Raw genomic sequence first — 14,577 nt, forward strand, 5'->3', positions numbered from 1 at the left:
CGGTGGTGCCCGTTATGCAGGGAAGGACGCCTTACCCGCGTTGAACGAGGGTAAGGCGTCCTTCCCTGCCTGAAGTCATGCGTCCAGCGGGAGTTTCAGGAGGGCGTTCTCGAGGAGCTCGGGCATGGCGGGGTGGATCCAGTACTGGCCGCGGGTCAGGTCGCGGGCGCTGATGCCGAAGCTCATGGCCTGGATGACCAGCTGGATCAGGGTCGGCGCCTGCGGGCCGATGATGTGCGCGCCGAGCAGCTGCCCGGTGGCGGGGTCGGCGATGACCTTGGCGAAGCCGGTGGTGTCCTCCATGGCCCAGCCGTAGGCGATGTCGCCGTAGTCCTGACTGGCCGTCACGTAACGGATGCCGCGCTCGCGGGCCTGCTGCTCGGTCAGGCCGACGGAGCCGATCTGCGGCGAGGAGAACACGCCGTGCGGCACGAAGCGGTGGTCGGCGTCGACCTGCTCGTCGGGGTGGAGCAGGTTGTGCTGCACGACCCGGGCCTCGTGGTTGGCTACGTGCTTGAGCTGGTAGTCGGAGCTGACGTCGCCCAGCGCCCAGATGCCGTCGACCACGGTCCGCTGCTTGTCGTCCACCACGGCCCGGCCGTCGCGGTGCAGGGTGACGCCGGTGGCTTCGACGTTGAGCAGGTCGGTGTTGGGGATCCGGCCCACGGCGGCCAGCAGCACGTCGCCCTCGACGACCTCGGCGCCGCGCGGCGTCTCCAGGTGCAGGCGGATGGTGCCGTCGACCTTTTCGACGCGGACGGCCTTGGAGTTCAGGCGCACGTCCCACTTCTTCGAGGCCAGCTCGGTGAAACGGGTGGCGACGTCCTCGTCCTCGGCCCGCAGCAGCACGCCGGAGCGGGCGACCAGCGTGACCTCGACACCGAAGGAGGCGAAGACGTGGGCGAACTCGGTGGCCACGAAACCGCTGCCCAGCACGATCATGCGGCGGGGCAGCTCGTCGAGGCGCATCACGTCCTCGTTGGTGAGGAAGCCGACGTCCTCGATGCCGGCCACGTCCGGCACGATCGGCCGCGAGCCGGCGGCGATCACGAACCGGTCGGCGGTGATGGTCTCGCCCGTACCCGTGTCGAGGGTCTTGGGGCCGACGAAGTGGGCCTGGCCCTCGTACACGGTGACGTTGGCGTTGCCCTCCATCCGCCAGCGGCGTCCGCCGGCCGCGATGGGGTCGATCCGGCCGAAGACCCGGTCCCGGATCTCGGGCCAGCGCACGCCGAGCAGCTGCTCGTCCACGCCCAGCCGCGCGGCGCCGGCCGGCGTGGCCGCCACGTCCGCGGTGTGCACGAACATCTTGGTGGGGATGCACCCCACGTTCAGGCACGTGCCGCCGAACACGCCCTTCTCGACGATCGCCACGTCCCAGTCGCCGAAGCGCTCGTCGACGATCGAGTTGCCGGATCCGGTGCCGATTACCACCAAGTCGAAGTGCCGCACATACCCATCAAACAGGACGGGTGGCCGGAGGATTCCCCCGGCACCCTCGGCGTAAGGGATTCGTCAGTGTGAGTAGACCGGCGTGATGATCGCCCGGGCCAGCGTGTGGAAGGCCAGGTTGAAGCTGACGAACGCGGGCGAGGCATCCGCCGTGACCCCCAGCTGCTCGACGTCGACGGCGTGCACGACGAAGTAGTAGCGGTGCACCTGGTCGCCCTGCGGCGGGGCCGCGCCGCCGTAGTTGGCGGTGCCGAAGTCGGTCCGGGTGTGGAAGGCGCCGGCCGGCAGCGAGTCGTCGCCCGCGCCCGCGCCGGTGGGCAGCTCCGTCACCGAGGCCGGGATGTCGACCACGAGCCAGTGCCAGAAGCCCGACGGGGTGGGGGCGTCCGGGTCGTAGCAGGTCACCACGAAGCTCTTGGTCTCCGCGGGGAAGCCGGCCCAGCTCAGCTGGGGCGAGACGTTGTCGCCGCTGACGCCGAAGCTGTTGAACACCTGGGCGTCGGGCAACTGCTGGCCGTCCGTGACGTCCTTCGAGGTGACCTCGAACGAGCCGACCGCGGGAAGCAGCTCGTAGGGGTCCGGTGCGACGGGACGATCGAGACTCATGGTGTGGCCTCCGTGACGCGGGGTTGTCATCGCCAACCCTAGTCCCGTCATTTCCCGCCAGCTTGTCGACGCGGAGCAACCTCGACACCCGATGGGGCGTCCCCAATTCGAGTGATTCTCACTTCGGGGTGGAAGGTTCTGTCACGTGCGTGTTGGTCTTGCGGCGGTTGCCGCCATTGTCACGGTTTGTCTGCTGGCCGGCTGTGAAGCGGGCACCGACCGCTCGATCGCGGACATGACTCCCGGCACCACGAGTAGCACTCCGACTCCGACGAGTAGCAGCGCGACGACGACCACGACGACCCTGCCCCCGGCCGCCCAGCCGTACCCGTTCGGCACGGAGCAGGCCAAGGCCCCGGCCACGGTCGCCGGGAAGGCGCCGGTGGTGCGGCACATCGACACCGGCGGCAAGCCGTACGTGTTCATCACCATCGACGACGGCGCCGTGCAGGACCCGCACGCGCTGGACCTGATCAAGCAGTCCGGCGCGCGGCCCACGTTGTTCCTCAACGAGCACTACGTGAAGGGGCACGAGGACTACTTCAAGCAGTTGCAGGACAAGGACGATCTGGTCATCGGCAACCACACGGTGAACCACCCGGACCTGTCCAAGATGTCGTACGCGGCGCAGCGCAAGGAGATCTGCGACGACTCCGACGCCTTCGTCAAGGCCTTCGGCCACCGCCCGACCCTGTTCCGGCCGCCGTTCGGCAGCTTCAACGGCGAGACGGCGCGCGCCGCCGCCGACTGCGGCCTCAAGGCCCTCGTGATGTGGACCGCCGCGGTCAACGACGGCGTCGTCCAGTTCCAGGGCGGCAACAAGCTCAAGGCCGGCGACATCGTGCTCATGCACTTCCGCAAGACCTTCGTGCAGGACTACACGGCCTTCGTCAACCGGGCCAAGCAGGACGGCCTCACGCCGGTCCCGCTGCCGGACTGGCTGGCGTGATCAAGCCTCGCGTGACGGCCTGAGCACGGCGAAGGCCTCGGCCATCAGCGCCGCCGGATCGGCGGCCGGGTCGGCCAGCCACTGCCGGCAGACGACGTCGAACACGGCCAGGGCGGCGCTGGCCAGCACGTCGGCCTCCAGCGCGGGGACCGACCGGCCGTGCAGGGCGTCGACCAGCAGCTTGCGCCAGCTGTCCTGCTTGTCCTGGTGTCGGGCCCGCAGGGTCGGCGTGTCGTGGATGAGGCGGAGCAGCGCCATGGCCTCGTCGCTGCGGTGCAGCATGGGGCCGAGCAGCACCGCGCAGGCGGCGTGCAGCGCCGTCCACGGCGTCTCCTCGGCCGGGCGAGCCGTGACTGCGGCGGCCAGTTCCTCGCCGAGGTCGTAGAGCAGGCCGAAAACGGCGTCTTCCTTGCTGGGGAAGTAGCGGAAGAAGCTGCGCCGGGACAGGCCGGCCGCCTCGGCGATCTCGTCCACCGTGGTCTGCTCGAAGCCGCGCCGGACGAACAGGGCGAAGGCGGTCTCGGCGATCTCGGTGCGCATCGCCAGCCGGGCCCGTGCCCGCAACCCCTCCGTCATGTCCCCTCCCGCATGACCCTGAGTGTAACGGAGGGCATCGGATGACACAGGTGGCACCGAGTGTCATACTCGAGGGACACACGCCCCCCCGCACCAGGAGAGCACGGATGGCACAGCACTGGACCGAAGCGGACATCCCCGACCAGACTGGCCGCACCGCGCTGGTCACCGGCGGCAACACCGGCCTCGGGTTCCTGGAGGCCCTGAACCTGGCCAAGCGCGGCGCGCACGTCTACGTCGCCGCCCGCAACCCGGAGCGCGGGCAGGCGGCCCTGGCCAAGCTGCGCCAGCAGGCCCCGCCCGAGAACCTGGAGCTGGTGTCGCTGGACCTGGCCGACCTGGACTCCGTGCGCAAGCTCGCCACCGAGCTGCCGGCCCTGGATCTGCTGCTGAACAACGCCGGCGTGATGGCCGTGCCCCGCCGGCACACCACCAAGCAGGGCTTCGAACTCCAGCTCGGCACCAACCACCTCGGCCACTTCGCGCTGACCGGGTTGCTGCTGCCGGGGCTGCTGTCCAAGCCCGGCAGCCGGGTCGTCTCGGTCAGCAGCATCGCCGCCCGGATGGGGCGTATCAACTTCGACGACCTCCAGCTGGAGCGGGGCTACGGCGCCAACGTGGCGTACAGCCAGTCGAAGCTGGCCAACTCGATCTTCGCGGTGGAGCTCGACCGTCGGCTCCGGGCCGCCGGCGCGGACGTCGCCAGCATCGGCGCCCACCCCGGCTACAGCGCCACGGAACTCCAGTACAGCGGCCCGCAGCTGGGCGGCGGCGGCCTGTACGCCCAGTTCATGAAGATCGTCACGCCCCTCATCGCGCAGCCGGCCGCCCGCGGCGCGCTGCCGATCCTGCGGGCGGCGGTCGACCCCAACGCCAAGGGCGGCGAGTACTACGGCCCCAACGGCCCCGGCAACGTCCGCGGCTACCCCGTCGCCCAGCCCTTCCTGAAGCCGGCTTACGACCCCGAGGTCGGCCGCCGCCTCTGGGAAGTCTCCGCCGACCTCACGGACGTCACCTACCCCGAAATCACCGCCAAAACCAACTGACCCAACCCCCGCGAGTCACGCTCTCCGGCAGTGCGAAATACGGTTTCGAGCAGTTCCGAGACCCGAGGCGCAGTTCTGCCCGAAACTGTATTTCGGTGGGTCTGAGAGCGTGACTCGCGGGGGTTCCTAGCGGCAGTGGAGTTGGTTCAGTGCGGCGCGGAGGTCGGTTGCCGTGCCCTCGCCCTTGGTGCGCCAGCCGACAAAGCCGTCGGGGCGGACGAGGACGGCTCCGGATTCGTCGATGCCGGCGGCGGAGGCCCAGCCGGCTACGGGGTGGGCCGGGATGCCCAAGGCTGAGGCGGCGGAGAGCCAGCCGGCGGCGTTGGTGCCGGTGATGAGGGTGAAGCCGTTTACCAGGTCCAAAGTGGACGTGCCCGGCGACACCCACAGGTGGGGGATGCGGCTGCCGGGGGAGCCGTCGAGGGTCAGGTCTTCCATGGAGGGCAACGGTTCCGGGTCGATGACGGCGGCGGAGTCGTAGCGGTAGCCGGCGATCACCACCGTCGCGTTGGCCATGCAGACGGCGGCCCGCTCGGCGGCCCGCGCCGGGCTGAGATCCCAGTGCAGTTCCCGGTGTTCGCCGCGGATCAGCGACTGTTCCATGACGAACTGGGCCACCGGCTTGCGTTCCTGCTCGTACGTGTCGAGCAGCGCATCCCCGCCAATGGCCAGCTTCCATGCCAGGTTGTGGCCGTCGGCGACCCCGGTGTTCAGGCCGAAACCACCGGTCGGCGGCACCACGTGGGCGGCGTCGCCGATGAGGAACACGTTGCCCTGCCGGAACTTCTCCGCCACGCGGGCCGTGGAGGCCCACGGCAGCAGGCTGATCACGTCCACGTCGAGGTCGGAAACCCCGGTGGCGGCGCGGATCCGCCGCTGGAACTCCTCGACCGGCATCGCGGGGTCGCCGCCGGGCACGTGGAAGATCCACCGGTCGCCGTCGTCGACCTTCATGAGGATCCCGGTCGACTCCTCGTTGCGCAGCACGGTCATCGAGTACTCGGGCACCGGCAGACCGGGGGCCCGGAACAGCACGTTGAGCATGTGGCCGCCCAGCACGCCGGGGCCGGTCGTCCCGATGCCGAGCAGCTCCCGGACCCGGCTGCGCGCGCCGTCGGCGGCGATCACGTAGTCGGCCTCCACGGTCTCGCCCGACGCCGTGGTCACGTAGCCGTCGCCGACGGCCACCACCTCGGCGCCGAAGTCGACCCGCCCGCCGAGGCTTCGGACCAGCTCCAGCGCCGCCCGGTCGATACGGTGCTGCGGGCAGCCACGGGAAGCCGCCGGCCCGATCTCGGGCAGCTGGAGATGGCCGCTGACCTCGGTGAGCTCGGCCAGGCTGGGGCCGGTGGCCACGCCCGGCTTCCGGTCGTCGACCTCGAACTCGATGCCGGCCCAGCGGGCGATCTAAAGAAAAACCGCGGGTTCAGGCCGAAGGCCCGCGGGTGGTCCGACACCGCCGCCCGGCGCTCCAGCACCCGCACCGAAACACCCTGCCGGGCCAGGAAAACGGCGGTGCACAGGCCGACCGTGCCGCCCCCGACGATCACTGCGTCCATGGCCTCTCCCCCTCATCCGGGAACGTCGTTCCCAACTTGGGAACATCGTACCCACTTAGTAGGGTGAGCGCCATGGCCCCACCGTTCACGCTGGTCTGGACGCGACTCGCGGAGCAGCGCAGGCGTACCGCGCTGAGCGTCGAGCAGATCGTCGCCGTCGCGATCCGGATCGCCGACGCCGAGGGCACGCCGGCGCTGACCATGCGCCGGGTGGCGACCGAGGCCGGCACCGGCACCACCTCGCTCTACCGCTACGTCACCAACAAGGACGAGCTGCTGGAGCTGATGGTCGACGCCGTGCAGGGCGAAGGCGAGCTGCCGGCGGAGCCGTCCGGCGACTGGCGGGCCGATCTGACCCTGGTCGCCGACGGCATGCGGGCCTCGATGCTGCGCCACCCGTGGCTGGCCACCGAGCTGCGCAGCCGGCCGTCGCTAGGCCCGAACGCCTTGCGCCGCTCCGACTTCGCCCTCGCCGCGGCCGGCGGCGCGACCGCAGACATCACGGTCGCCTCGGCTCTGCTGGGGACGGTGGCCAACTACGTGCACGGGGCGGTGCTGGCCGAGCTGTCGGAGCGGGAAGACGTGCGCAGCACGGGAATGACCCAGGACGAGTGGCGTAATGCGGTGTCGCCGTACGTGCGGAAGGTCATCATCGACAGCGGGGACTACCCGTGGGTGGCGCGCCGCATCTTCGAGGCCGAGGACTTCAGCCACGACCAGCAGTTCGCCTTCGGGCTGGACTGTGTGTTGGCGGGCATAGAAAAACGCGTGGCCCGCTGAGGAACAGCGGGCCACGCGATCATTCAGTCGGGCTGGCCGAAGGCAGTTCGGTCAGGCGCTCAGCACCGGCGCGTTGACCGGCTGCAGGGCGATGTCGAGCACCTCGCGCACGTCGGCGACCAGGTGCACCTCCAGCTGCTCACGCACCGAGGCCGGGACGTCGTCCAGGTCGGGCTCGTTCCGCTTGGGCAGCAACACCGTGGTGATGCCGGCCCGGTGCGCCGCCAGCAGCTTCTGCTTGACGCCGCCGATGGGCAGCACCCGCCCGGTCAGCGACACCTCGCCGGTCATGGCCACGTCCGAGCGGATGGGCCGGCCCGACAGCAGCGACGCCAGTGCGGTGGTCATGGTGACACCGGCGCTCGGGCCGTCCTTGGGCACCGCGCCGGCCGGCACGTGGACGTGCACGCCGCGGTCCTTCAGGTCGCGCACCGGCAGCTCCAGCTCGGCCCCGTGGGAACGGAGGTAGCTCAGCGCGATGTGCGCCGACTCCTTCATCACGTCGCCCAGCTGCCCGGTCAGCGACACCCCGGTCGAGCCGGTCTCCGGATCGGCCAGCGAGGCCTCCACGAAGAGAACGTCACCGCCGACGCCGGTGACCGCGAGACCGGTCGCCACACCGGGAACCGCCGTGCGCTCGGCCGACTCCGGCGTGTGCCGCGGCCGTCCGAGGAAATCGGGCAGGTTGGCGTCGTTGACGGTCAGCGGCAGCTTGCTCTCGTCCACGGCCGCCTTGCGCAGCACACGGGCGATGGACCGCTCCAGGTCGCGGACCCCGGCCTCCCGGGTGTACTCCGCGGCCAGCCGGCGCAGCGCCTCGTCCGTGACGGTCACGTCGTCGGTGGTCAGACCGGCGCGTTCCAGCTGGCGGGCCAGCAGGTGGTCGCGGGCGATGGTGACCTTCTCGTCCTCGGTGTAGCCGTCCAGCCGGACCAGCTCCATGCGGTCCAGCAGCGGGCCGGGGATGGAGTCCAGCACGTTGGCCGTGGCCAGGAACAGCACGTCCGACAGGTCCAGCTCGACCTCCAGGTAGTGGTCCCGGAACGTGTGGTTCTGCGCCGGGTCCAGCACCTCCAGCAGGGCCGCCGTCGGGTCGCCGCGGTAGTCGGAGCCGACCTTGTCGACCTCGTCCAGCAGCACGACCGGGTTCATCGAGCCGGCCTCCTTGATGGCCCGCACGATGCGGCCGGGCAGCGCGCCGACATCCTTTTTTTCACAGCGAGCTCGACCTCCAGGTAGTGGTCCCGGAACGTGTGGTTCTGCGCCGGGTCCAGCACCTCCAGCAGGGCCGCCGTCGGGTCGCCGCGGTAGTCGGAGCCGACCTTGTCGACCTCGTCCAGCAGCACGACCGGGTTCATCGAGCCGGCCTCCTTGATGGCCCGCACGATGCGGCCGGGCAGCGCGCCGACGTAGGTGCGCCGGTGGCCGCGGATCTCGGCCTCGTCCCGCACGCCGCCCAGGGCGACCCGGACGAACTTGCGGCCCATGGACCGCGCGACCGACTCACCCAGCGACGTCTTGCCGACGCCGGGCGGGCCGACCAGGGCGAGCACGGCGCCGCTGCGCCGGCCGCCGACGACACCGAGGCCCTTGTCGGCCCGGCGCCGCCGCACCGCGAGGTGCTCGATGATGCGGTCCTTCACGTCGTCCAGGCCCGCGTGGTCGGCGTCCAGCACCGCCCGCGCGCCCGTGATGTCGTAGGCGTCCTCGGTCCGCTCGTTCCACGGGATGTCGAGGACCGTGTCCAGCCAGGTGCGGATCCAGCTGACCTCGGGCGACTGCTCGGAGGTCCGCTCCAGCTTGTCCACCTCGGTCAGCGCGGCGTCGCGCACCTTCTCCGGCAGGTCGGCGGCCTCCACCCGGGCCCGGTAGTCCTGCTCCTCGGAGGCCGGCTTGCCGTCCAGCTCGGCCAGCTCCTTGCGGATGGCCGACAGCTGCTGGCGCAGCAGGAACTCGCGCTGCTGCTTCTCCATGCCTTCCTTGACGTCCTTGCGGATCGTCTCGGCCACGTCCAGCTCGGCCATGTGCTCACGGCCCCAGGCCAGCAGCTTCTCCAGCCGCTCGCGGACGTCCGCGGTCTCCAGCAGCCAGATCTTCTGCTCGTCGGTGATGTACGAGGCGTAGCCGGCCAGGTCGGCCAGCGCCGACGGGTCGTCGACGCCCTGCACCGAGTCGACCACCTGCCACGCGCCCCGCTGCTGCAGGATCGAGGTGACCAGGGTGCGGTACTCCTTGGCCAGCTCGCGGGTGCTCTCGTCGACCGGCGGTTCGTCCTGGACCACGGCCTCGACCCACAGGGCCGCGCCGGGTCCGGTCGTGCCGGTGCCGATCTTCACGCGGTCGGTGCCCCGCACCACGGCCGCGCGCTCGCCGCCGGGCAGGCGGCCGATCTGGGTGATCACGCCCAGCGTGCCCACCTTGGCGTACTTGCCCTCCAGGCGGGGAACCAGCAACACCTTCGACCCGGTGTCGCCGGCCTGCGCGGCCTCGACGGCCGCGCGGATCTCCGCGTCGGCGAGCTTGACCGGCACCACCATGCCGGGCAGCACGACCACGTCGTCCAGCGGGAGCACCGGGAGTGCCAGTGTTTCGCTCACGTCATCCTCCAAGGTTGAGTCGTACTGGCTCAACCAACTGGAGCCGGGAAGTGTTCCCGACCGTCTGTTCGCCGTGAGCGATCCCGGCTTTTCGTCACCCTCCGTCAACTGGTTGACGGCGCGGCACACCTTGTACAACGCCCGGTGACGCGACAAAATCCCTGCGTGTTCGTGACCGCGGCGAGGTGGACAGCCGGTGACCGCGCCCCCACCATTAACACGATCGGGTGAAGTTTGGCGGAAGGGGTCGCGCGGATGCACCGTCCTCGGTGGATACCGGCCGACGTCAACCTGGACCGCCCCAATCCGGCCCGCATCCTCGACTACTTCCTGGGCGGGGCCCACAACTTCGCCGTCGACCGCGCCGCCGCCAAGAAGGCCGTGCAGGCCATGCCCGAGGTGGCCAACGGCATGCGGGCCAGCCGCTCGTTCCTGCGCCGCGCCGTCAACTGCCTGGTCGAGGCCGGCGTCGACCAGTTCCTCGACCTCGGCTCCGGCATTCCGACCGTGGGCAACGTGCACGAGATCGCCCACCGCATCAGTCCCGCCGCCCGCGTGGTGTACGTGGACAACGAGCCCATCGCCGTCGCCCACAGCCGGACCATTCTCGGCAACAACCCCCTGGTCGCGCCCGTGCGGGCCGATCTTCGGCACCCCGATTCCGTGCTCAACCTGCCCCAGGTCCGGGAGATGATCGACTTCTCCCGGCCGGTCGGCCTGATCGCCATCGCCGTCCTGCACTACCTGCCCGACGCCGACGACCCGCACGGCCTGGTCGAGGCCTACCGCGACGCCCTGGCCCCCGGCAGCTACATGGCCATCTCCCACGCCACCGTCGACTTCGTGCCGGAGGGGCAGCTCGGGGCCGTCAGCCAGGTCGAGGGCATCTACCGCCAGATCAGCGCCCAGCTGCACCCCCGCCCGTACGGCGAGGTGGCCAAGTTCTTCACCGGCCTGGAGCTGATCGACCCCGGCGTGGTCCCCGTCCGCCAGTGGCGCTCCGAGTGGAGCGACCAGAACGAGGGCAAGGTGCACCTGTCGTACGGGGGCGTCGCCCGCAAGCCCTGACCATGAGGTGGATCTCGTAGGGCCGGGTCCCGCGCGGGACGCGCGGCATAGACTCAGCCGACCAGACGGCGGTGGGAGCGAGGAACCCGGTGGGAGTCCGGGGCGGTCGCGCCACTGTGAAAGCCAGACACTCCACCACCGGCCGTGATGTCTCTACCCGGGGCGCAGGACCCCGAGGAGGGTACGGCTGATGACTTCGCGCGTCCTGCTGCTCTCGACGGCAGACACGGACCTGTTGGCGGCCAGGGCCAGCGGGGCCGACTACACGGTCGGCAACCCGGCTCGGCTGGAGGTCGACGACCTGCCGGCGCTGCTGGCCGACGCCGACCTGGTGGTGGTGCGGCTGCTGGGCGGCCGAAGGGCCTGGGAGGAGGGCCTGGCGGCAGTCCTGGCCAGCATGAAGCCGACGGTGTGCCTCGGGGGCGAGGCGACGCCGGACGCGGAGCTGATGGCGGCCTCGACGGTGCCGGCGGGCGTGGCCACGCAGGCCCTGGCCTACCTGGTCGAGGGCGGCCCGGCCAACCTGGGGCAGCTGGCCAACTTCCTGTCGGACACGGTGTTGCTGACGGGCGAGGGCTTCGAGGCGCCGGTCCGCACTCCGGTCTACGGCGTGCACGGCGAGCGCCAGCACGTGGAGGGCCGGCCGACGGTGGGCGTCGTGTTCTACCGGGCGCACGCGCTGGCCGGGAACACGGCGTTCGTGGACACGCTGGCCGACGCGGTGGAGGCGGCCGGGGCCAATGTGCTGCCGGTGTTCTGCGGCTCGCTGCGCGGCCTGGCCGACGACGAGTCGGACGCCCTGCTGGAGGTCCTGAGCCGCTGCGACGCAGTGGTGGCGACGGTGCTCGCGGCCGGCGGGGTGGTGGCGGCGGAGGCCAGCGCGGGCGGCGACGAAGACGCCTGGGACGCGGGTGCGCTGGCGAAGCTGGACATCCCGGTGCTGCAAGGGCTTTGCCTCACGTCGTCACGGGCGGCGTGGCGGGAGTCCGACGCGGCACTGTCCCCGATGGACGCGGCGATGCAGGTGGCGATCCCGGAGTTCGACGGCCGGCTGATCGGCGTTCCCTTCTCCTTCAAGGAGAACGGCCCGGACGGCATCCCGGTCTACGTGGCCGACCCGGAGCGGGCGGCCCGCGTGGCCGGCACGGCGGTGGGCCTGGCACGGCTGCGGCATGTGCCGAACAAGGACAAGAAGGTCGCCGTCGTGCTGTCGTCGTACCCGACGAAGCACGCCCGGGTCGGCAACGCGGTCGGCCTGGACACGCCGGCCTCGGCGGTGATTCTCTTGCACCGCATGGCCGAGCAGGGCTACGACCTCGGTGGCCTCGATGTGTCCTCATTGGACGGTGACACGCTGATCCACCGGCTGATCGCGGCCGGCGGGCACGACGTGGACTGGCTGACCGAGGAGCAGATGTCCGGTGCGGCCATCAAGGTCCCGTCGGCCACCTACCGCACGTGGTTCGACGCGCTGCCGGCCGGATTCCGTGATGGCGTCACGGAACACTGGGGCGCGGCGCCGGGGCAGCTCTACGTCACCGACGACGAGATCTACGTGGCCTCGCTCCAGTTCGGCAACGTGATGCTGATGATCCAGCCGCCGCGCGGCTTCGGCGAGAACCCGGTGGCCATCTACCACGACCCGAACCTGCCGCCCTCGCACCAGTATCTGGCCGCCTACCGCTGGCTGGACGAGGAGTTCGGCGCGCACGCGGTGCTGCACCTCGGCAAGCACGGCACGCTGGAGTGGTTGCCGGGCAAGGGATTGGGCCTGGCCGACGACTGCGCCCCGGACGCGGTGCTGGGCAGCCTGCCGCTGATCTACCCGTTCATCGTGAACGACCCGGGCGAGGGCACGCAGGCCAAGCGCCGTGCGCACGCCACCGTGGTGGACCACATGATCCCGCCGATGGCCCGCGCCGACACCTACGGCGACATGGCCAAGCTGGAGCAGCTGCTCGACGAGTACGCCACCGTGCAGGCGCTGGACCCGACCAAGCTGGCCACCGTGCGCGGCCAGATCTGGGAGCTGGTCACCAGCGCCAAGCTGCACCACGACCTGCACCAGTCCGAGGCGCCCGGCGAGGACGACTTCGACGACTTCGTCATGCACATCGACGGCTACCTGTGCGAGATCAAGGATGTGCAGATCCGGGACGGCCTGCACATCCTCGGACGGGCCCCGGAGGGCGAGGAGCTGATCAACGACGTGCTCGCGGTGTTGCGGGCGCGGCAGGTGTTCGGCGGCAAGGTCGGGGCCATCACGGGACTTCGCGCCGCCCTGGCCGTCCACTTCGGACTGGACGAGGAAGCGCTGCTGGCCGATCCCGGCATCCGGGTGGTGAACACCGGCGGACTGTCCGAACTGGTCGAAGGCCCGGCGCAGACCGGCGCCGACGTGATCGACCTGCTGGAGGAGCTGGCCCGCCGGCTGGTGACCGGCGTGCACGACAACGGCTGGGCCACCGACGGCATCACGGAAACCGTGCTGGGGGAACGGGTCGAGGCCGTGGCGGCGGTGCTCGGCTTCGCCTGCGGCGAGGTGGTGCCGCGGCTGGCGCGGACCACCGACGAGATCCGCAACGTGCTGCGGGCCCTGGACGGCCGGTTCATCGAGCCGGGTCCGTCCGGATCTCCGACCCGCGGCCTGGTCTCGGTGCTGCCCACCGGCCGCAACTTCTATTCCGTGGACCCCAAGGCGATCCCGTCCCGCAACGCCTTCGACGTCGGCTCGGCGTTGGCCGATTCGTTGCTGGATCGGCATCGCGCCGACACCGGGGAGTGGCCGCGCAGCGTCGGCCTCACGGTGTGGGGCACCTCGGCGATGCGCACGCAGGGCGACGACATCGCGGAACTGCTGTGGCTGCTGGGAACCAGGCCGGTGTGGGACGACGCGTCGCGCCGGGTCACCGGCTTCGAGATCGTGCCGGTTCCGGAACTCGGGCGTCCCCGGATCGACGTGGTGGTGCGGATATCCGGCTTCTTCCGCGACGCCTTCCCGCACGTGGTCGCCGTGCTGGACGACGCCGTCGCGGCGGTGGCCCGGCTCGATGAGTCCGACGAGGACAACTACGTGGCCGCCCACTTCCGCCGCGACTTGGAAGAACACGGCGACGAGCGTCGGGCCACCACAAGGATCTTCGGCTCCAAGCCCGGCGCCTACGGGGCCGGACTGCTGCCGCTGATCGACTCCCGGAACTGGCGCGACGACGCCGATCTGGCCGAGGTCTACGCCACCTGGGGCGGCTACGCCTACGGCCGCGGCCTCGACGGCGCGCAGGCGCGCGAGGACATGGAGACCGCGTACCGCAGGATCCAGGTGGCGGCCAAGAACGTCGACACGCGCGAGCACGACATCGCCGATTCGGACGACTATTTCCAGTACCACGGTGGCATGGTGGCCATGGTGCGCTCGCTGACCGGCGACAACCCGGCGGCCTACGTCGGCGACTCCGCGGTGCCGCACGCGGTCCGCACGCGCACGCTCGGCGAGGAGACCAAACGGGTGTTCCGGGCCCGGGTTGTCAACCCCCGCTGGATCTCGGCCATGCGTCGACATGGTTACAAAGGGGCGTTCGAGCTGGCGGCCACTGTGGACTATCTGTTCGGTTTCGATGCCACGGCCGGGGTTGTCGACGACTGGATGTACGCGCAACTTGCCGAATCCTACGTTTTTGACAAGGAAGTCCAGGACTTCATGCGCAAGTCCAACCCCTGGGCACTGCGCGGCGTGACCGAGCGTCTGTTGGAAGCAGCCGATCGGGGACTGTGGTCGCAACCGGACGAGACCGTTCTCGACCAACTGCGCACGGTCTATCTGGAACTGGAAGGCCAGTTGGAGGAATAACCCGCGCCGTTTGACCCCAGACCGGTGACTTCACGCGCATTTCCGCGCCGAAGGTCCTTTAATGACAGGTAGCGCACAACGGGTTCGCCGCCGCGGA

General features: G+C 70.5%; 9 protein-coding genes, 3 pseudogenes and 1 riboswitch. Of the genes and pseudogenes, 5 read left to right on the forward strand and 7 right to left on the reverse strand.

Translation table 11 applies throughout. From position 1 onward, the window contains the following. Positions 1 to 75: 75 nt before the first annotated feature. Positions 76 to 1,452 carry a mycothione reductase gene (locus KUTG_RS34675; protein WP_043722900.1) on the reverse strand — a complete coding sequence of 459 codons (1,377 nt, stop codon included), beginning with the start codon at positions 1,450 to 1,452 and terminating at the stop codon, positions 76 to 78. 63 nt (positions 1,453 to 1,515) lie between these two features. After that, positions 1,516 to 2,058 carry a kinase inhibitor gene (locus KUTG_RS34680; protein ID WP_043722903.1) on the reverse strand — a complete coding sequence of 181 codons (543 nt, stop codon included), beginning with the start codon at positions 2,056 to 2,058 and terminating at the stop codon, positions 1,516 to 1,518. A 145-nt stretch (positions 2,059 to 2,203) separates the two neighbouring features. On the opposite strand from KUTG_RS34680, the gene KUTG_RS34685 reads away from it, so the two are divergent. Continuing rightward, a complete protein-coding gene (locus KUTG_RS34685; protein WP_043722906.1) occupies positions 2,204 to 3,007 on the forward strand; it encodes a polysaccharide deacetylase family protein in 804 nt (267 codons plus the stop codon). On the opposite strand, the gene KUTG_RS34690 is transcribed toward KUTG_RS34685, so the two are convergent. Then, the gene (locus KUTG_RS34690) at positions 3,008 to 3,583 is read right to left on the reverse strand and encodes a TetR family transcriptional regulator (protein ID WP_043722909.1); all 576 of its coding nucleotides are present in this window, start codon (positions 3,581 to 3,583) and stop codon (positions 3,008 to 3,010) included. Between the two features lie 107 nt (positions 3,584 to 3,690). On the opposite strand from KUTG_RS34690, the gene KUTG_RS34695 reads away from it, so the two are divergent. Further along, positions 3,691 to 4,629, forward strand: a complete 939-nt coding sequence (locus tag KUTG_RS34695; protein WP_043722912.1) for an oxidoreductase — start codon at positions 3,691 to 3,693, stop codon at positions 4,627 to 4,629. A 126-nt stretch (positions 4,630 to 4,755) separates the two neighbouring features. On the opposite strand, the gene KUTG_RS34700 is transcribed toward KUTG_RS34695, so the two are convergent. Continuing rightward, positions 4,756 to 5,985 (reverse strand): FAD-dependent monooxygenase, encoded by a 1,230-nt coding sequence (locus KUTG_RS34700; RefSeq protein WP_198047399.1) that lies wholly within the window; start codon positions 5,983 to 5,985, stop codon positions 4,756 to 4,758. Between the two features lie 74 nt (positions 5,986 to 6,059). Then, a pseudogene (locus tag KUTG_RS65410) lies at positions 6,060 to 6,188 on the reverse strand (FAD-dependent oxidoreductase); the annotation flags it as partial. A 72-nt stretch (positions 6,189 to 6,260) separates the two neighbouring features. Here KUTG_RS65410 and KUTG_RS34705 point away from each other — a divergent pair. Beyond that, positions 6,261 to 6,968, forward strand: a complete 708-nt coding sequence (locus tag KUTG_RS34705) for a TetR/AcrR family transcriptional regulator (RefSeq protein WP_043722915.1) — start codon at positions 6,261 to 6,263, stop codon at positions 6,966 to 6,968. A gap of 51 nt (positions 6,969 to 7,019) precedes the next feature. Here the strand turns inward: KUTG_RS34705 and KUTG_RS34710 are convergent. Continuing rightward, positions 7,020 to 8,171, reverse strand: a pseudogene (locus tag KUTG_RS34710) (S16 family serine protease); the annotation flags it as partial. 29 nt (positions 8,172 to 8,200) lie between these two features. Then, positions 8,201 to 9,565, reverse strand: a pseudogene (locus KUTG_RS34715) (LON peptidase substrate-binding domain-containing protein); the annotation flags it as partial. Positions 9,566 to 9,820: 255 nt separating this feature from the next. Between KUTG_RS34715 and KUTG_RS34720 the strand changes: the two are divergent. After that, positions 9,821 to 10,633, forward strand: a complete 813-nt coding sequence (locus tag KUTG_RS34720; RefSeq protein WP_043722918.1) for an SAM-dependent methyltransferase — start codon at positions 9,821 to 9,823, stop codon at positions 10,631 to 10,633. A 52-nt stretch (positions 10,634 to 10,685) separates the two neighbouring features. Continuing rightward, a riboswitch (cobalamin riboswitch) is annotated at positions 10,686 to 10,788 on the forward strand. A 35-nt stretch (positions 10,789 to 10,823) separates the two neighbouring features. Next, the gene (gene cobN / locus KUTG_RS34725) at positions 10,824 to 14,480 is read left to right on the forward strand and encodes a cobaltochelatase subunit CobN (protein WP_043722920.1); all 3,657 of its coding nucleotides are present in this window, start codon (positions 10,824 to 10,826) and stop codon (positions 14,478 to 14,480) included. Positions 14,481 to 14,577: the final 97 nt, after the last annotated feature.

It is taken from the genome of Kutzneria sp. 744 (assembly GCF_000568255.1).
Lineage (GTDB): Bacteria > Actinomycetota > Actinomycetes > Mycobacteriales > Pseudonocardiaceae > Kutzneria.